This is a genomic window from Prevotella multiformis, from assembly GCF_018127985.1.
GTDB classification, from domain to species: Bacteria; Bacteroidota; Bacteroidia; order Bacteroidales; family Bacteroidaceae; genus Prevotella; species Prevotella multiformis.
On sequence record NZ_CP072357.1, the window covers coordinates 81,851 to 100,398 of the forward strand.

Annotated in this window: 14 protein-coding genes and 1 pseudogene; 4 read left to right on the plus strand and 11 right to left on the minus strand. The window is 48.1% G+C overall.

Going from position 1 to position 18,548, the window contains the following annotated elements:
- Position 1: 1 nt before the first annotated feature.
- The 10 genes and pseudogenes from J4864_RS00340 to J4864_RS00380 form a co-directional block, all read right to left on the minus strand.
- Positions 2 to 922 carry a relaxase/mobilization nuclease domain-containing protein gene (locus J4864_RS00340; protein WP_211814189.1) on the minus strand — a complete coding sequence of 307 codons (921 nt, stop codon included), beginning with the start codon at positions 920 to 922 and terminating at the stop codon, positions 2 to 4.
- Complete coding sequence (locus tag J4864_RS00345; RefSeq protein WP_211814190.1) at positions 919 to 1,272, minus strand: plasmid mobilization protein; 354 nt, start codon at positions 1,270 to 1,272, stop codon at positions 919 to 921. Before J4864_RS00345 ends, J4864_RS00340 begins: the two co-directional genes overlap by 4 nt.
- A gap of 143 nt (positions 1,273 to 1,415) precedes the next feature.
- Positions 1,416 to 2,306 (minus strand): DUF8464 domain-containing protein, encoded by an 891-nt coding sequence (locus tag J4864_RS00350; RefSeq protein WP_211814191.1) that lies wholly within the window; start codon positions 2,304 to 2,306, stop codon positions 1,416 to 1,418.
- Positions 2,307 to 2,509: 203 nt separating this feature from the next.
- Complete coding sequence (locus J4864_RS00355) at positions 2,510 to 3,724, minus strand: virulence-associated E family protein (protein WP_211814192.1); 1,215 nt, start codon at positions 3,722 to 3,724, stop codon at positions 2,510 to 2,512.
- An 11-nt stretch (positions 3,725 to 3,735) separates the two neighbouring features.
- Entirely contained in the window at positions 3,736 to 4,092 is a 357-nt protein-coding gene (locus J4864_RS00360; RefSeq protein WP_211814193.1) for a helix-turn-helix domain-containing protein, read from the minus strand.
- A gap of 254 nt (positions 4,093 to 4,346) precedes the next feature.
- Positions 4,347 to 4,712: pseudogene (locus J4864_RS11910) on the minus strand (mobilization protein); the annotation flags it as partial.
- 85 nt (positions 4,713 to 4,797) lie between these two features.
- Positions 4,798 to 5,256, minus strand: coding sequence for a DUF6078 family protein (locus J4864_RS00365; RefSeq protein ID WP_211814194.1), 459 nt, complete (start codon positions 5,254 to 5,256; stop codon positions 4,798 to 4,800).
- The gene (locus J4864_RS00370) at positions 5,246 to 6,169 is read right to left on the minus strand and encodes a RipA family octameric membrane protein (RefSeq protein WP_211814195.1); all 924 of its coding nucleotides are present in this window, start codon (positions 6,167 to 6,169) and stop codon (positions 5,246 to 5,248) included. Before J4864_RS00370 ends, J4864_RS00365 begins: the two co-directional genes overlap by 11 nt.
- A gap of 66 nt (positions 6,170 to 6,235) precedes the next feature.
- Positions 6,236 to 8,140: a molecular chaperone DnaK gene (dnaK, locus tag J4864_RS00375; protein ID WP_211814196.1), complete on the minus strand. Its 1,905-nt coding sequence runs from the start codon at positions 8,138 to 8,140 to the stop codon at positions 6,236 to 6,238.
- Between the two features lie 357 nt (positions 8,141 to 8,497).
- Entirely contained in the window at positions 8,498 to 11,209 is a 2,712-nt protein-coding gene (locus J4864_RS00380; RefSeq protein ID WP_211814197.1) for a DNA gyrase/topoisomerase IV subunit A, read from the minus strand.
- Between the two features lie 520 nt (positions 11,210 to 11,729).
- Between J4864_RS00380 and J4864_RS00385 the strand changes: the two genes are divergently transcribed.
- The 4 genes from J4864_RS00385 (at position 11,730) to J4864_RS00400 (ending at position 16,458) form a co-directional block, all read left to right on the plus strand.
- Positions 11,730 to 13,277 carry a glycine--tRNA ligase gene (locus J4864_RS00385; RefSeq protein ID WP_211814198.1) on the plus strand — a complete coding sequence of 516 codons (1,548 nt, stop codon included), beginning with the start codon at positions 11,730 to 11,732 and terminating at the stop codon, positions 13,275 to 13,277.
- A gap of 92 nt (positions 13,278 to 13,369) precedes the next feature.
- Positions 13,370 to 14,032: a BamJ family beta-barrel-assembly machinery protein gene (locus tag J4864_RS00390; RefSeq protein ID WP_211814199.1), complete on the plus strand. Its 663-nt coding sequence runs from the start codon at positions 13,370 to 13,372 to the stop codon at positions 14,030 to 14,032.
- A 34-nt stretch (positions 14,033 to 14,066) separates the two neighbouring features.
- Complete coding sequence (locus J4864_RS00395) at positions 14,067 to 14,888, plus strand: alpha-1,2-fucosyltransferase (protein WP_211814200.1); 822 nt, start codon at positions 14,067 to 14,069, stop codon at positions 14,886 to 14,888.
- Between the two features lie 148 nt (positions 14,889 to 15,036).
- Positions 15,037 to 16,458, plus strand: coding sequence for an MATE family efflux transporter (locus tag J4864_RS00400; protein ID WP_246479396.1), 1,422 nt, complete (start codon positions 15,037 to 15,039; stop codon positions 16,456 to 16,458).
- A 92-nt stretch (positions 16,459 to 16,550) separates the two neighbouring features.
- On the opposite strand, the gene J4864_RS00405 is transcribed toward J4864_RS00400, so the two are convergent.
- Positions 16,551 to 18,101 carry a phosphatase PAP2 family protein gene (locus J4864_RS00405; RefSeq protein WP_211814201.1) on the minus strand — a complete coding sequence of 517 codons (1,551 nt, stop codon included), beginning with the start codon at positions 18,099 to 18,101 and terminating at the stop codon, positions 16,551 to 16,553.
- Positions 18,102 to 18,548: the final 447 nt, after the last annotated feature.

Below are 18,548 nucleotides of genomic sequence, written 5' to 3' on the forward strand. Positions count from 1 at the left end.
GTTATAAATGTATTTTACGTTTTTTCTTTTTCTTCTTTTTATCAAGTGTGTTGTAAACCTCCGCAGGGACAGTACCATGAGTTTGAAACAAATCCAATCCTCCTTCTATGAGGTTGTTGGTAATTTCGCTCGTAACACTTGCAACATTGGATATGAGGTTTATCATTCCTTGTGTCTGCTGTTCGTGTTCCCTGTTATTCTCTTGCAGAGCAAAGTCTATTTTAGAATAGCTGAAATTCCTATCCACCTTAGATCCATTGAAATGATAGCCATTCTTTTCAAAGATAATTCCCTGCACCTCCTGTGAGTTGCCTTTGTACTTGAAGCGGACGTCAATATCTTGTTTTTTCAAATAAGCAAGAAGGTCTTTCCATTCCCTGCACCGAGTAATTTCAGTTTTCAACGCCTGATAGATTTCATATTTGGTCTTATCAGGTTCTTTCAAGCGATGCTTCTTGACTTTCTCCTTGCCATCGGCAAAGTATAAACTGTATTTTATTGTCAGTTCCTTACAAATCTTCTCGCTCCTGAATCTGTCATTACGGTCAGAGATAGTCTTGCCGTTATTATCTATTCTGTTGAAAGCTATATGCACATGAGGGTGCTCTTTGTCAAAGTGGCGCCCAATGATGTATTGCGTATCTTTTATTCCCATCTTCTCCATATACTCACGAGCCATCTGTGCCATGAACTTGTTACTTAATTTGGAAGAATCCTGTACAGAGAAACTTAGGGAGATATGTCCCACAACCTTACCCACTCGTGGATTAAGTTCTGTTTGGTCGATGAAACTTTGGGCAATATGACTAATACAATCTGTTCTCACACCCGAACTATCTATGAGTTCCGTTCCTTTCTTCGGGTCAAGGATGTAATTTATTACACCCTTGAAGCCCGAACCTTTCATTATCTTTGCAATCATCTTCGTATCAGATTTAGGATTTCATCAATCTTGCTAATGATGATTTTATGGAAAGGAGCAATGGTATGAAATCCTTCCGCATTGGCGTGATGTGCCAACTGATTGAGATTGTTTGCCATTCCACACAGCTTGCGGATGAAGTCTGCTTGCTCTACGGTCAGTCGCTCAATGACATTTCCTTTTTCAAGAACTTTCCTTACAAACTCACTCATGGTTACTCCTGCGCTTTTGGCTTTGCCTTTGAGCGTATAGTAATCCTGCGTATTCAGTTTCACCGTGATACGGTATTTCTTCTTTTCGGCTACGCCCTTGGTTGGACGACCACCTTTTTTATATTCTGTTTTTATCATACCTGTTTCTTTTATTTAATTTGATGGAGACCAGCGGGATAATCCTCTGCAACGACTGTCAGGAGGTGGAGCAAGTGGTTTTGGTATGCCCAAAACATAAACTTGCTCCCCGAAAAACAGATTATGCGAAGCATATCCCATTGTTATAGCCTTAGTCCTTTGGATTTCTTGATTTCAGCTCTCTCTGAATGCTTGAATTCAGCACATAAATACTCATTTAGGTCTTTATAATTCTGGAAGGCGGAAGAGCAGTCTTGAACATCAAAACCGTCTCTTTTGAGTTGTTCTAAAGTTTGCTTTCCTCCTTCATCATTATCTAAATATGAATAGATGAGTTTGTGCTTTGAAAGAAAAAATCTTGACTTTTTGATATTATTAATCGAGTTAAGTATCAGTGCAGCTTTCTTCTCTTCATCTGGATTCATCGTAAGTAGACTAAGATAATCCATAAAACCTTCAAACAGATTGATTTGTTCTGAAGGACTGGGAACATACGAGATATCGGAAGGAGACAAACACCCTTTGAAGTATGGATTGCGCAACGCATACCCATAAGAATTGTTTGGAAATCCTATTGCGTAAAAACTTCTATCACCAATTCTATAATGGATTTCCCTACAATATTTTTTCGCAATGTTCAGATTGATTCCTCTATGTGTGAGATATTCTATGAGATTTGGATGACATAAGTTGCTAGAGCCAATAACCTCTATACGTGATTGGTTTGGAGAAATTGTTTTGCTATTAGCTATGGAGAATTTTGGTAGGTTATTTTGTTTGCCATTAAACAACTCTATAGCTTGTACTAAACTGCAATTATGTAATTTCATAACTAAATCTATAAGACTCCCACCTTTATCAAGTGCAAAGTCATACCATAGATTTTGGTTATAATCAACTTTGAAACTTGGAGTATGTTCATTTCGGAATGGACTTTTATACATTCCGTAATAGCCATAATTCTTTATAGGGTATATAGACATACTACCTAAGTAATCTTTAATTGATATTGCTTTAATTTCATCTATTGTCATACTTGTAACTTTTAAGTTTAGTACTTACTACAATGTGATATTCTTGTAAGTCTTTGACAATGAAAGAAAAACATGTAGTACTAACTATCTTTGTAGTAATTATTGCACATGTATATGGGAGGTAGTAATACCTTATATCATTATTTACTACGGTCTAACCTTTTTTCTTTCAATGCCTTATCCCTCTTTGTAGTAAAGTAGTATTAATAATTAGTATTGTAATTTTGAATAAAGGGATTTGGAACAATCTTACGTATATGATAAACATACATTGGATTGCCACCTATCCTTTTGGATTTCCGTAAGAAACCAGCCTTTTTCAAGGCTTCTCCCATTCTCCTTTCACTTAGGTTAAGCGTTGTATATCCACGCAAATAGTTTAGGATTTCAGAAGTGGTCATATAACTCTCTTCGGTTGCTGCTGGTTTTTCCATGCCTTTAAGAAGCATTTCAAACTCAACAGTCTGCACTTGAAACCCTTCGCTCTCTTGATGCAGTTCGGCTATTTCCTCTTCATTGAACCAGTAATGATAGTCAACTCTCCACAATTCAACTGCCTCGGAGTACACCTTATTGATATTAATCTCTTTAGCTGCGTCAATATCAATATGTTCAACTTCAAAAGGTAGAAAGCGACGACTTCCTGTCGGATCTGTTAGAAAATCATTACCGTTAACTGATGCCATAAAACTTGCTAAGTGGGGATACTCTTCGATGTAAGTGTCGTATGGTCTACGATATTTTACTCTTGGTGTCGTTATCAGATTCTTCAATTCATTTTCATCTCTCTTATTGAGTGCCTTTAGCTGGTCGTCAATATTGATAAAAAGGTATTCCGCAATCAGTGTTTGTACATCTTTTCCTTGTGGGTCAATCTTTCCTGTGAAAAGATAACTCTTCAGTTCTTCTGGACAAAGTAAATCAAGGAAAGTTGTTTTGAATTTTCCTTGTTCACCTGTAAGAACTAAACATGTATGATTACGACACTGTAAATCATCCATAGCATTGGCTACAACCGCAACCAGCCATTTTACAAAGTAGTGTTTCCATTTATCAGGATTTCTCACCACAACACAATTTGCCAACCTTATGATTTCAGATTCATCTTCACCTTTAGGCTTTGGAAGATTCAACAAATACTCACGAATTGGGTTAACTTTATTGCAAAAGTCGCTCTCCAATATTGCTCGAATATTATCAGCTGGAGTATATATTCCCAAAGTCCCATCTACCAGCCGACGCATAGAGTTAATATCATATTTAGTAAGAGGACGAAATGAAGTATTAGAATCTTGTTCTCGAAACTCTGTTCCACTTTTAACTGTATTAAAACGAAAAGCATAATGTTCTTTCAAGAATTGCTCTATACGTTCATTCTTAGATTGCTTGGCTCGCCCTTCAGTTCTTTCCCTTTCCATAATGCATATATTTATAAAAGGGAAGAATCAGAATGTTTCTCAGAAATAAATGCTTTTGTCTCCTCGTTGATTTCGGCAACAGTCTTTTTCTTACCTCCTTCAATCCATGCCAATAACTCATCTTCAAAAAAATAGAGATGCTTACCATTCTTATAACAAGGTAGTAAGCGTTTACGTACTAAGGTGTAACCCGTGGGTTTGGCTTTCCCTATAAGTTTACACGCATCATCTATTCCAATAGGAATACGTTTGGGAGGGACAATAGGGGTTTGTCCTTTACATACTAAATTCTTGATTTCAGCAACTTCGCTGACTAAGTGAGCAACTGCCTTTGGCAAGTTCTCAAAAGTGATTTCATTTTGTACCATAATACTTGTTATTGATTTTTACGGTGCAAATGAAAAAAGTATTGAGGGTGTGTCAAAATGCAAATTAATAACTTGACACCTTTCAATCTATAAGTAGGATTCTTCTAAAGGCAAAGAAAAGACCATTTCTTTACTCAAAATCAAGTACAGAAATGGTCATTTTTTATTGGATTGTTTCAAACTGTTAGATTATCAAAATGGTATTTGCATTTTGACACACCCTCAACACTACAAAAACACAATAGGATTGTGTGTTATTCTGTTATTTGGTGGTCTGAAAGGCCTTGTACAATAGGTATAGTGCCTTTCTTCTCATCATCACGGAGGTGACTTTTTATACTTCCAACTTCCACATCTTTGAATGTGATGGCAAAAACCTGTTTGAGGAACTGCGAAATTTCATCTTGTTTGCCTACTCTAAAATGGTTCCATATATTCCAACCAAAATGAAACAGGTCTAAGGCAACTAAACCTTTGATATTAATTGGTTAAACGTGTGATAAGGGAAGCTTAGCGGAGTACAACTCTATATATTCACAAAGTCTGAGTAAATATTTGTTAGAAACATAAGGTGCGAACTATAGTTGAGTATATTTAATAGCTATAGCTTTGTTTTGCTCTTTATAAACTAATTATTTTCATACTGATGAAATTAGAGTTTCAAACTGTTAAAACTATCGCTTAGTACCGAGAAGAAGTTTTGTTTTATACACGTTTGTAGGTACGCATAAGTGTAGGGTATTGTTCTTCATAGCTGTCGAACTCAATTGCAGAGCCGTCATAACCCATGTCTGTGAAGATATCTCTTATCTCCTTTTGCTCACTTTCAGTCAGTACACGCTCTTTTCGTTTAATTCGATAATAGGCTGTGCGCCCAAAGGTGTAGATGAGATTTTGTCGGATATCACTTAAATCAGCCACTCGCACATTGTCATATATTCGTGATATTCCCCATGCAAAACGTTCCTTGCTGTTAGGGTCGAAGAACGGACAAGGCTTCTTATCCGCAATCACATTCGTGTTCACCATCATATACTGCTCCCGTCCACCCGTTTCGAGCATCGTGTAGGCAGTGTGGTGTAAGCACTGGCTGGCTTTCTCGCAATGAGTGCCAGCACAGTGCGCATAGTCGTAGGGTAATTGGTTGTATTGTTCAATGGTCATTAGTGTCGTTTATTTGTCCTTTATCATTGTCACTAGAGGTATTATCAGGCTTCAACTCTGAACTGTAGTTCCAGAAATAGTAGATTTCTTTTCCATTTCTATCTTTATGTGACACATGAAAGAATTTCTGAAAGAATTCCTTAAGTCTTTCTATTAAACAAAAAAATTTATTCTTTTCCTTTCCATTTGAACTACCATCTTTAGGTAGTTTGGCGACAAACCCTTTACATCTCCATATTACAAAGCCCGAGAACATGATTATAACAATGAATCCTATAATGGTTCTCCAAAAAATATTATCCTGTAGAAAAAATAAAATAGTATCAAGGATACTACAATTAGCAATGAAATCTTTGATACACTGTTTATCTTTTTCATTAAAGATGAGAGTATCTTTAATGAAAGTTAGGAACCAGCTGATTGTAATAATTAGGCTAACCATTTGATTTACCTTTGAAACAGAGAAAGGATAATGCCCCATTACTTTGCGTATAGGGTCTTTATGGCTTTTTATGATACCAAATATAGGAGTTCCTAAATACGTACTTAATTCCTCAATATGAGCCTCCCAATTCTCTTGCCAAAACTTACTCCCTCGATTTGCCATATACCATAAAAGAGATAATAAAAAGCCTAAAGCAGCAATAAATAAAGATGCCCAATGTGATTTTGAATTTGAAAAAACATTATAATATCCAACAAAGATAGCACCAATAAAAAGAACAAAATAGGCTGTGCGTTTCCAATATAACTCAATCTCAAATTTTCTTGTATCAAGTGCTATTTCAAGAGCTTTATTTATCAGATCTTTATTCGGGATTTCTTTTCCAGAAGTAGGGTCCTTTTCAGAATTATAACACCTTATGTATTCTTCTTTTGATATACTTTCACCTTTTTTCTTTGCTTGTCCCATAGTGTTTGATTAATCTAAAAAGCCCCAATGATATTTCTACCATTGGGGCAAGGTTATAATATTATTTTACTTCACTTCCTCAAAGTCTGCATCTTGGATGGTGTCATCCTGCTTTGGCTGCTCCTGCTGACCAGCGTCTGCGCCTGGCTGAGGACCGCCCTGTGCACCTGCTTGGCTGTACATCTGCTGTGATGCAGCCTGCATAACGGTGTTGAGGTTGTTAATAGCTGTGTCGATGGCTGCAACATCAGCTGACTTGTGAGCATCACGGAGCTGCTGAAGAGCAGACTCGATACCTGACTTCTGGTCGGCTGGAATCTTGTCACCGTTGTCCTTCAAGAAGTTTTCGGTGGTGAAGATCATTGAGTCAGCCTGATTCAGCTTGTCAATCTTCTCACGCTCTTTCTTGTCGTTCTCGGCGTTCTGCTCAGCCTCAGCCTTCATACGGTTGATTTCGTCCTCGCTCAAACCGCTTGAAGCCTCAATGCGGATGCTCTGCTCCTTACCTGTTGCCTTATCCTTAGCAGATACGTTAAGAATACCGTTGGCATCGATGTCGAATGTTACCTCAATCTGTGGAACACCACGACGAGCAGGAGCAATACCTGTCAGGTTGAACTGACCGATAGACTTGTTCTGTGCTGCCATCGGGCGCTCACCCTGCAGAACGTGGATGGTAACCTCTGTCTGGTTATCAGCTGCGGTTGAGAACACCTCGCTCTTCTTACAAGGAATGGTAGAGTTAGCCTCGATGAGCTTTGTCATCACGCCACCCATTGTCTCAATACCGAGAGTAAGAGGAGTTACGTCGAGCAATACGATGTCACCCACACCACTCTCCTTGTTAAGGATAGCACCCTGGATAGCTGCACCGACAGCAACCACCTCATCAGGGTTGACACCCTTTGAAGGCTCCTTACCAAAGTAGTTCTTTACCAATGTCTGCACAGCAGGGATACGGCTTGAACCACCTACGAGGATAACCTCATCAATATCTGATGTCTGCAACTTAGCATCACGGATAGCGTTCTGGCAAGGAACGAGACAAGCCTGGATGAGGTTGTGTGCCAGCTGCTCGAACTGCGCACGAGTCAATGTCTTTACCAAGTGCTTTGGAACACCGCCCTCTGCCGTGATGTAAGGCAGGTTGATTTCAGTAGAAGAAGAACTTGACAACTCAATCTTTGCCTTCTCGGCAGCCTCCTTCAGACGCTGCATAGCCATCGGGTCCTTTGTCAGGTCGATACCCTCATCAGCCTTGAAGCCGTTAGCAAGCCAGTCGATGATTACCTGGTCGAAGTCGTCACCACCCAGGTGCGTGTCACCATTGGTAGAAAGTACCTCGAACACACCGCCACCAAACTCAAGGATAGAGATATCGAACGTACCACCACCAAGGTCGAACACGGCAATCTTCATATCCTTGTTCGCCTTGTCAACACCGTAAGCAAGCGCTGCGGCAGTAGGCTCATTCACGATACGCTGTACGTTCAGACCGGCAATCTGACCAGCCTCCTTGGTAGCCTGACGCTGTGAGTCGGAGAAGTAAGCCGGTACGGTGATGACGGCATCCGTCACCTCCTGACCGAGATAGTCCTCTGCGGTCTTCTTCATCTTCTGCAGAATCATTGCAGAGATTTCCTGCGGCGTATATTTACGGTCGTCAATCTGTACACGTGGATAACCACCCTCATTGACCACCTTGAACGGAACACGCTCTGCTTCCTTCTTACTCTGGTCGTAAGTCTCACCCATGAAACGCTTGATAGAGTAAACGGTCTTCTGCGGGTTGGTGATGGCCTGACGCTTGGCAGGATCGCCCACCTTCCGCTCGCCGCCGTCAACGAAACCTACGACAGAAGGTGTCGTACGCTTTCCCTCGCTGTTAGCGATTACCACTGGCTCATTGCCTTCAAATACAGAAACACATGAGTTGGTTGTTCCTAAGTCAATTCCAATAATCTTTCCCATAATCGTATATTTTTATTTTATTATTTTCTAATTTCTTTCCTGTTCTTAATGCCCTGCTGCAACCTCGCCGGCCAGCCCAGTTACGCTGTCCCTGCCGTCACAGTATTATTCGGCATCAATCGCCAACAAGGAGACAAATGACGTGCCAACGGAAAGAGACTGACAGAATGGCAGAGCAATGCAGAATTACGACAGCATCTGCCTGTAAATGTCCCATGACGAGGGAATCGCAAATGTCCCGTGACAAGGGAAATGCCGGCATGCTTTCTCGTGCCCGTCAACAAAAGAGGCAGAGACACACGCCCCATGTGTCCCTGCCCCTTTCGTTTCCATATAATAATAATATACGCCGGCAGCCTATTCGTCCGTAAAAAGATTCAGCTGTCCGGTGATTTCGTCGATGACCTGCTGCTGTGTCTTCCCGGCATCAGGATCGAGATTCTCTTCCGTCTGCACCTCCGACGGTTCTCCCTCCTTGTTCCCGCCGTCCTCTTTGTCTCCATCCGGGAAGCGGAGAGGTTCCAATTCCTCAATCTTGTCGACCGTCCACGTGGTCAGCCGCTTGCCCTTCGCCTTGAAGCCCTTGACACCGACAAACTGCTCGGCATCGAACTCTTCCGTGCCACGTGCCGCATCGGCACCGCCGTAGGTCACCTGTATGCGTGGGAAAGCAGCATCCGTCAGCAGTACCATCCGTGAATCGGGATTGTCGCCGACGAAGTTCTGATGCCGCTTCGAGGCCTCCATGTGGAACCGCTTCAGGTAAGGATAACCCTGGTTGTCAGCATCGAAGATGACCGCCGTCCACGCCTTGTCGGCTACGAACTTCTCTATGCGCAGGATATTGTCCTCGTAATGGTTGGAGGAATCGATGTTGGTGATGTAGAACTCGCCGTTCTTCAGCACGACAAGGATGCTGTCCTGGTCGGAGAACTCGCCGAGGAACAGTCCGTGCTCCTCGTAGTTGATCCGCTTGACATCCGGGTCGAACCACACCTTCCGTCCGCCGAGCGTGGAGTGTCCGTGGCTCTTCAGCGAGATGCGGTGGATGCTCTCCTTGGTCAGGAGATTGCCCTTTGCAGCACGTCCCTTGATGAGGATGCCGGCAAAGTCACGCTCCATGAAGATGTTCTGCTTCTTCCTGTCGGGGTTCGGGTCGAGGGTAATCTTGATCAGTTCAGCCTCGCCGTTGGGATTGGCTGTAAAGTAACAGATCCGCGATCCCGGCGTCCCCAAGGTGACATCATACTCCTTGTCGCGGGTGATGGAGGTTACGTTGAACCGTTTGATATAATAAGGTCCGGTCTTTCCGTCCCGGTAGACGACATTATAAATCGTCCGTTTGTCATTCTTCTTGAACACCTGCACGTGCAGGACACCCTTGCCGACGAACACCTTGTCGGCAATGCGGATGACCTTATACTTGCCATCCCGATAGAAGATGATGACATCATCGAGGTCGGAGCAGTTCTGTACGAACTCAGCCTTCTTCAGCCCTGTACCGATGAAACCCGCCTGCCGGTCGATGTACAGCTTCTCGTTGGCATCCACCACCTTGGCCGCCACAATCGTGTCGAAGTTCTTGATTTCCGTGCGGCGGGGATGGTCCTTGCCATACTTCTCCTTCAGATGCGTGAACCACTCGATCGTGACACGCACCATCTCGCCGAGGTCCTTGTCAATCTCGGCTATCTCCGCCTTGATCTTCCGTATCAGTTCGTCCGCCTTGTCCTTGTTGAACTTCAGGATACGCTGCATCTTGATTTCCAGCAGCCGGAGGATGTCGTCGCGCGTCACCTCACGGACAAAAGTCTTCTTGTAAGGCTCGAGCTTGGAGTCGACGAAAGCCACTACCTCGTCGAGACTCCTTGCCGTCTCAAACTTACGTTCTTTATAAATACGGTCTTCGATGAAGATGCGCTCCAGCGAGTTATAGAACAGCTGTTCCTCCAGTTCGTGCTTCCGGATTTCCAGCTCCCTCTTCAGCAGTGCCTTGGTATGCTCGACAGAATTGCGCAGCACGTCGGAGACGGTGAGGAAACGGGGCTTGTTGTCCTCGATGACGCAGCAGTTGGGCGAGATGTTTATCTCGCAGTCCGTGAAAGCATAGAGTGCGTCGATGGTCTTGTCACTCGACGTGCCCGGCGTGAGATGCAGCTGGATCTCCACCTCCGAGGCCGTCATGTCTTCCACCTTGCGTATCTTCAACTTGCCCTTCTCGACAGCCTTGGTGATGGACTCCTGCAGCGAGCTGGCCGTCTTGGTGAACGGCACCTCACGGATGACGAGTGTCTTGCTGTCGAGCTTCTCCACCCTGGCACGCACCTTCAGCACGCCGCCGCGCTGTCCGTCGTTATATTTCGACACATCAATGCTGCCGCCTGTGGGGAAGTCCGGATAGAGATGGAACTCCTCGCCGCGCAGACAGCTGACGGCGGCATCGCAGATGTCGTTGAGGTTATGCGGAAGTATCTTTGACGAAAGACCGACGGCGATACCTTCCGCTCCCTGTGCCAGCAGCAGCGGGAACTTCACCGGGAGCGTGATCGGCTCTTTGTTCCGTCCGTCGTAGGAGAGCTGCCACTCGGTGGTCTTGGGGTTGAAGACCGTCTCCAGGGCAAACTTCGACAGGCGCGCTTCGATGTACCGGGGAGCAGCGGCACGGTCGCCGGTGAGGATGTTTCCCCAGTTCCCCTGCGTGTCGATGAGCAGGTCCTTCTGTCCCAGCTGCACCAGGGCATCGCCGATGGAGGCGTCGCCGTGCGGATGGAACTGCATGGTATGCCCCACGATGTTCGCCACCTTGTTGTACCGTCCGTCGTCCATCCGCTTCATGGAATGGAGAATACGCCGCTGTACCGGCTTTAGGCCGTCCTCGATGTGCGGCACGGCCCGTTCGAGGATTACGTAGCTGGCATAGTCCAGAAACCAGTTCTTGTACATCCCGGAGAGATGATGCACGGCCGAGGCGTCAAACCTGTCGGCAGGCTTGTAGTCGGAATGGGTATCCTGTTCCAGCGTCTCCTCCCCGGGCGAAAGTCCGTCCAGGTCTTTTGTTTCGTCATCCATATTGTCTTCTTTCTTGTCTTGGCAGAGGACGTGTCAGAAAGGATGTCCGGCGAACAAATGCCCCCCCTCTTCTGACACGACACCTCAAAGGACTGCAAATATACGAAAAAAAAAGGAAACCGGCAAATCGCGCCTTGCCCGATTGCCGGGCGGGGCTCTGTACCAGGCCGGTACAGCCCCTTGCCGTCCCGGCAGGACAATGTCCGGACGTACCGGTGTCTGGGAATGGGATTCCCGGTGCCTGGGACACCTGTTCCCAACGCCCGGGACACCTGTTCCCAACCGGTTGGGAACAGCCCTGCGCCATCCTCCCGTGCAGATTACAGGCATTCTTCAAGAAACCATCCCGTTTGTTTCCTGATGGCAGGCAGCCGTTTGGCAGACGGCGTTTCTGCCCTGGCGAATCCGGCAGACGGCCGGGAATAATCGGACTTCATGATAAACTTTCACGATAAACCTGTCCTTATTCGGCTAAAAAAGCGTAACTTTGCGACAAAAACCAAGGTATAAAAAGACAATTATGGCACAAGAGGATGTTTTCAAGAAGATTGTAAGCCACTGCAAGGAATATGGCTTCGTCTTTCCGAGTAGTGATATTTATGACGGTCTGGCAGCTGTTTACGACTACGGTCAGAACGGTGTCGAACTGAAGAACAACATCAAGCAGTACTGGTGGCAGTCGATGGTGTTGCTGCACAGCAACATCGTCGGCATTGACGCATCCATCTTCATGCACCCGACGGTATGGAAGGCGAGCGGCCATGTCGATGCCTTCAACGACCCGCTGATTGACAACCGCGACTCGAAGAAGCGTTACCGTGCCGACAACCTCATCGAAGACCAGATCGGCAAGTACGAGGAGAAGATAGCGAAGGAAGTGGCCAAGGCCGCCAAGAAGTTCGGCGACTCCTTCGACGAAGCCAAGTTCCGTGAGACCAATCCGCGTGTCCTGGAGAACCAGAAGAAGCGCGACGAACTCCACGCCCGCTATACCGAGGCCATGCAGGGTCCCGACCTCGAGGCACTGAAGCAGATCATCCTCGACGAGGGAATCACCGACCCGATCAGCGGAACGAAGAACTGGACCGACGTCCGCCAGTTCAACCTCATGTTCTCTACCGAGGTGGGGGCTTCCGCCGAGGCTACCAACAAGATCTATCTCCGTCCGGAGACGGCGCAGGGCATCTTCGTCAACTTCCTCAACGTCCAGAAGACAGGGCGCATGAAGCTGCCGTTCGGCATCTGCCAGATCGGCAAGGCGTTCCGCAACGAGATTGTCGCACGACAGTTCGTCTTCCGTATGCGTGAGTTCGAGCAGATGGAGATGCAGTTCTTCTGCCAGCCGGGCACGGAGATGAAATGGTTTGAATACTGGAAGAAACACCGGCTGGCATGGCACGAGGCGCTGGGCATGGGCGACGAGAACTACCGCTTCCACGACCATGAGAAGCTGGCACACTACGCCAATGCCGCTACCGACATCGAGTTCCATATGCCCTTCGGCTTCAAGGAAGTGGAGGGCATCCACTCCCGCACCGACTTCGACCTCTCCCAGCACGAGAAGTTCTCGGGCCGCCAGATCAAGTATTTCGACCCGGAGCGCAACGAGAGCTATACGCCGTACGATGTGGAGACCTCTATCGGTGTCGACCGTATGTTCCTCTCCGTCATGTGCCACAGCTATACAGAAGAACAGCTGGAGAACGGTTCGAGCCGTGTCGTACTGAAGCTGCCGGAGCCGCTGGCACCTGTCAAGTGTGCCGTACTGCCGCTGGTCAACAAGGACGGACTGCCGGAGAAGGCGCGGGAGATCGTGAACAGCCTGAAGTTCCACTTCAACACCCACATGGAAGCCAAGGATTCCATCGGCAAGCGTTACCGCCGGCAGGATGCCATCGGTACGCCGTTCTGCGTGACGGTCGACGGCGACACGCTGAACGACAACACCGTGACGCTGCGCTACCGCGACTCCATGAAGCAGGAGCGGGTGCCGGTAGAGAAGCTGCGCGAGATCATCGAAGACCGCGTTTCCATCACTTCCCTGCTGAAGAAGATCGATATTGATTAGATGGAGTTGACGAGCGGACAAGTTGACGGGCGGACAGGTTAGTTGACCGTTTCGACTTGTCCTCCCGGTCCTTTTTTACAAGCAATACGGATATGACAAAGAAAACAAAATCCCTTCTCCGCCATGCCGCAGGAATTCTCTGTCTGGGCAGTCTCCTGTTTACCGCCGGTGTCTTCACCTCCTGCTCCGAGGACAACGACACCGTAGAGGAGTATGCCGACTGGCAGGCGAAGAACGATGCCTACTGGAACAACCTCTACACTGCGACCCAGCAGAAGATCAAGGGGGGCGACACGTCCTGGAAGACGATACTCAACTATACGTTCCAGAACCAGAAGAGCGATGCCAAGACACCGCCGGCCTACGGGCCGGAGAACCACATCATCGTGCATGTCGAACAGAACGGGACAGGCACGAAGAGTCCGCTGTATTCCGACTCCGTATCGGTGCATTACATGGGGCGCATGATCCCTTCCGCGACCTATACGTCAGGACTGATCTTTGACAAGTCATGGTCGGGTGAGACTTTCAATGCCGCTACCTCACGTCCGTCGCACTTCCTGACACAGGGACTGGTCGACGGCTTCGCGACGGCATTGCAGGCGATGCACCGGGGCGACCACTGGACCGTGTACATCCCTTATCAGCTGGGCTATGGCAGACAGGGGCAGGGACAGGTGCAAGCCTATTCGGTTCTGATCTTCGACATCAGGCTGGTCGATTTCGCCCACCCCGGCAGGAAGCTGAAGGATTAGGCAATACGCTCGGTCTTAAAGATTATTGTGGGGGATGAAGATTGTGAATTTCCAAGGCGGATTGGGCAATCAGATGTTTATCTATGCCTTCACCCGGTATCTGTCCCGACTTTATCCGCAGGAGAAGATCTACGGTTCGTATTGGTCACGTTCTTTATATGTCCATTCTGCCTTTCAGTTGGACAGGATTTTCAGTCTTCAGCTCCCGCCCCATAATCTTTTTACTGACTGTATCAGCAAGCTCGCGCGGTTTTTCGAACGTCTCCGACTTGTTCCGGTGGAGGAGACACCGGGGAGTATGTTCTATAATGGTTATTGGCTGGATAAAAAGTATTGGGAGGGGATCGATCTGTCTGAGATGTTCTGTTTCCGCAATCCTGACCTCTCCGCAGAAGCCGGTGCTGTCTTGTCCATGATAGAGCGTAGCAATGCCGTTTCTGTTCATATTCGCCGGGGCGACTATCAGTCTGAAGAACATATAGAGAAGTTCGGGAGATTCTGCCCGCCAGACTATTACCGCATTGCGACGGAACGCATCCGACAACGGGAGGACAACCCTCTTTTCTTTGTTTTCTCGGACGATATGATGTGGGTGAAGTCCAACATGGATGTTCCCAATGCGGTCTATGTGGATTGTCATCATGGCGATGACAGTTGGAAGGATATGTTTCTTATGGCAAAGTGCCGGCATAATATCATCGCGAACAGTACGTTCTCGTTCTGGGCGGCGATGCTCAATGCGAATCCTGATAAAGTAGTCGTCTATCCGCAGCGCTGGTTCTGCTGGCCTTCACCGGACATATTCCCTGAAATGTGGTTGCCTGTAACTGAAAAAGAAATAAAGTCCTCTTTCTGATACGTTCCAGGAGAGATTCTCTGCAAGGCAGGATCCATGCTCATCTATATTAAGGTGATGGAAACGGGGGAACATCCTATAGATCAGTTTCATTTCCCTTTCCAGATCATCAATGTCTTATTCTCTTTAAAATCCAGCTTCGTCAGTTTTGCACATATCTTTCAGCAGGTCCGTTTCCGACAGCCTTCTTTCTAAAATCCGCAGTGGTGAAGGAATGAGTAGGAATGAGAAACTCAATCTCATTGTCCAGCTCAGTATTCCCTCTATCCTGGCACAGGTAACGACGGTGCTCATGTTTTATATTGATGCGGGGATGGTGGGTTCGCTCGGTGCCAGGCCTTCGGCGGCCATCGGACTTGTCGAACCGGCCACCTGGTTTATCTTCTCCCTGGTGGGTGCGGTTACAATGGGCTTTTCGGTGCAAGTGGCTCATTTTATCGGTGCAGACGACTTTGCAAAGGCACGTGCTGTCATGCGGCATGGTTACGCCTTCGGCCTTTGTTTCTCATTGCTTATGCTGCTGACAGCCTTTCTTATTGCCCCTCGTCTTCCGATGTGGCTTGGCGGAGGAATTGATATTCAGCATGATGCGATGCTCTACTTCCTCATTTTCTCTCTTATTGCGCCCTTCCATCTGATAGAGTATATGTCGGCGGCAATGCTCAAAGTTTCCGGCGATATGCGACGCCCGAGCATGATGGCGATTCTGATGTGCGTACTGGATGTTGTCTTCAATTACCTTTTCATATTCCCTACACGCGCGATTTCTCTCTTGGGGGTCGAAGTGACGATGCCGGGTCTTGGTGCAGGTGTGGCAGGTGCAGCCCTTGGAAGTCTCTTGGCCTTTGTCTGCGTAGCCTTGCCTTTAGCTTATTATGCTGTTTTCCGCAGTCCTATTCTGTCTTGGAGACAGGATGCCGGACGCTTTGTCTGGCGGTGGCAGTATATTTGGAATGCGATGAAGATAAGTGCTCCAATGGCCTTGCAGTATCTTCTGATGAACGGGGCACAGCTGGTTTCGACCATGATTGTCGCTCCTCTGGGTAATGTTTCCATTGCCGCCCATTCGTTCGCCATTACGGCAGAGAGCCTCTGTTATATGCCGGGTTATGGCATCAGCGAAGCCGCCACGACCTTGGTAGGGCAGAGCGTGGGGGCAGGCCGCCGTGACCTCTGTCGTAGCTTCGCCTGGATGACGGTTTCTTCGGGTATGGCCGTCATGGCATTCATGGGGATTGTCATGTATGTTTTCGCTCCCGAGATGATCGGACTGCTGTCGCCTGTCGCTTCCATCCAGCATCTGGGGACGGCTGTCCTCCGTATCGAAGCCTTCGCCGAGCCGTTCTTCGCCGCGGCCATCGTAGCGTACAGTGTCTGCGTGGGAGCCGGCGACACGCTGAAACCCTCACTGATCAATCTGGGCAGCATGTGGCTCATCCGCCTTACCATGGCATACGCCCTCGCCTCCCGTTACGGCCTCCGTGGCGTATGGTTTGCCATGGCGGTGGAGCTTACTCTCCGCGGACTGATGTTCATCTTCTATCTGTTCCGCCATCTCCGGAAGACGTGATGCCGGACCGGAAGTGTTTTCCTCTCTCCGGTTTGTTGACAGAAGTCCTGCCCGGAGGTCTTTCATCTGCCGCATGGGAAAGCCGTCCGGCTCTAAAAGGTGATGGAGAAGGCGGCTCCCAGCACCGTCTGCGCCAGGCCTCTCTTCAAGGATGCCACATTCGGTTTCACATAACGTTCTACTGAAGACACAGGGCTGCCGTTGAATGTCACGTTACGGGCAGCAGCCTTCAGGAAGTGCATGGGATCGTAGACGATGGTATAATTGCGGTATGAATAGTCGTAATCCAGGAAGATTCTCCATGCCGTCAACGATTTATAGGAAAAGTTGACGGACAGTCCCGTGCCTATTGTGAAAGCCTTGTTCCCCATGACCGTCAGGTAGTCCCATGAACAGTCATAAACATCGCCGTTGTCTTCCCGTTGGCCCAGCACCTCGCAGGTAATCCGCCTCTTTCCTTTATCCGCCTCATAAGAGAAGTCCAGGTCGCGCTGGTGTCCGCGCACACGTGCGTCAATATCCACGTCCCGCATATAGCTTCTGCCAAAGAGCAGCTTGGAGCCGAGGGATATGCGGGATGTAAGGGGGAGATTGAAGTAAAGTCCTCCACTGAGAGAGAACTCCGCCAGATGATTGGACTGTACCGTGAGTGCATATTCGTCCATGAATCCATCCAGGTCGGGGAAGGTCTTTGAGAACTCATACAGACTCTGTTTCGTAAAGTCATCCAGATTCTTCACGGCCCTTGATACGACACGCAGCCGCCCGCCGACCCCTATATGACGGTTGATAAAATATGCTCCCTCGCTGCTTACGGAAAGGGCATGTGAGAGCTTCAGCCCACGTACATTTTCTTCTTCATAGTCGTCTTGCAGCACCTCATTCCCCAGCAGGATGTCCAGCTGCTGCTTGCCAAGTCCTACCCCGGTCTGTATGCTGAAGAACGACGGACGGCTGCTGGAAACAGGCTCTGCCGTCCGGTCGGGGCGGCGCAGGCCATGCTGTCTGAAGAGCAGGTCGGCGAGGGTATAGCCCAGTTCGGCCGACAGAATACCGATTCCGGCACCGGCGAAGGTATCGCTCACCCAGTGACGATTGTTCAGAACCCGCATGCAGCCGGTAGCCGTAGCCATCATATACCCTCCGATACTGTACCATGGACTTCGTGTGAGACCGTATTCCTTGTGCAGGATGGTGGCTGCCGCAAAGGCCGTTGCCGTATGCCCGGACGGGAAGGAGTTGCGGGTAGAACCGTCAGGACGTTGCTCACGGGCGGTGTACTTGATGCTGTTCACAAGCAGAGCCATGACGGCATAGGATGCTGCCGCACTCACGGCATAACGTCCCCACGTACTGCGTCCTTCCACCCCCGCGGCTTTCAGTCCGGTTGTCAACAGCAGCGGGGAATATTGCAGGTAATTGTCTGCGGGACTGTGGAAATTGTACTGGAACTTCTGCCGCAGACTCCTGATATTCGTCCGCTGCCCTCTCAATGCGGCTCCGGCAATGATCCAAGGGAAGCCGGAAAACGTGAAGTCGGTGCCCGGACTTGGGGCCGGGCAGTGCTTCTCATTCCCTTCCGATGCCCGGAGGGGCGCAGCTTTTGTCCCTGTATATAATAAGGTGGAGGAGTCGGGGCGCATGCTGTCCCCTGCGGATAGGATATGGCCAGACTTATCCCCTGCTGGGTGGAATGAGACGGAGTCGGGCGGTACCGGACTGTGACCGGCACCGGCAAGGCACAGGACAGGGGGCAGAAAGCAACCTGCCAGGGAGTGTATGAACTTTATAGTCATGTATGCTGATTCCAAGTTTGTGTGCCTGCAAAAGTACGAATTTCCCTACGATTTTGATGAGAAGTACGTTCTGAAAACGCGATGGGGTGTCGTTCTTTGCCGAAAAGTCCCGTTCCTCTGCTGCATGTCTTCTTTTTCGCCGCATAGAACAAGCTCTCACATGCTACGAGGCTATGCCCTTTCATGAAGATAACGGGAGAGAGCCGGAAGACGATGCGATGTTTTCATAGGGCAGTGGCAACGGTCGGAGGGCGGCTGTCTGAGGGACGGGGGGCGGCATCAACAGCCAGCATG

Coding starts and splice junctions, on each gene's coding strand:
- J4864_RS00390 (WP_211814199.1), top strand. CDS start 13,370: ATGACAAAGAAAACAAAATCCCTTCTCCGCCATGCCGCAGGAATTCTC.
- J4864_RS00340 (WP_211814189.1), bottom strand. CDS start 922: ATGATTGCAAAGATAATGAAAGGTTCGGGCTTCAAGGGTGTAATAAAT.
- dnaK (WP_211814196.1), bottom strand. CDS start 8,140: ATGGGAAAGATTATTGGAATTGACTTAGGAACAACCAACTCATGTGTT.
- J4864_RS00395 (WP_211814200.1), top strand. CDS start 14,067: ATGAAGATTGTGAATTTCCAAGGCGGATTGGGCAATCAGATGTTTATC.
- J4864_RS00380 (WP_211814197.1), bottom strand. CDS start 11,209: ATGGATGACGAAACAAAAGACCTGGACGGACTTTCGCCCGGGGAGGAG.
- J4864_RS00405 (WP_211814201.1), bottom strand. CDS start 18,101: ATGCGCCCCGACTCCTCCACCTTATTATATACAGGGACAAAAGCTGCG.
- J4864_RS00385 (WP_211814198.1), top strand. CDS start 11,730: ATGGCACAAGAGGATGTTTTCAAGAAGATTGTAAGCCACTGCAAGGAA.
- J4864_RS00365 (WP_211814194.1), bottom strand. CDS start 5,256: ATGACCATTGAACAATACAACCAATTACCCTACGACTATGCGCACTGT.
- J4864_RS00345 (WP_211814190.1), bottom strand. CDS start 1,272: ATGATAAAAACAGAATATAAAAAAGGTGGTCGTCCAACCAAGGGCGTA.
- J4864_RS00355 (WP_211814192.1), bottom strand. CDS start 3,724: ATGGAAAGGGAAAGAACTGAAGGGCGAGCCAAGCAATCTAAGAATGAA.
- J4864_RS00360 (WP_211814193.1), bottom strand. CDS start 4,092: ATGGTACAAAATGAAATCACTTTTGAGAACTTGCCAAAGGCAGTTGCT.
- J4864_RS00370 (WP_211814195.1), bottom strand. CDS start 6,169: ATGGGACAAGCAAAGAAAAAAGGTGAAAGTATATCAAAAGAAGAATAC.
- J4864_RS00350 (WP_211814191.1), bottom strand. CDS start 2,306: ATGACAATAGATGAAATTAAAGCAATATCAATTAAAGATTACTTAGGT.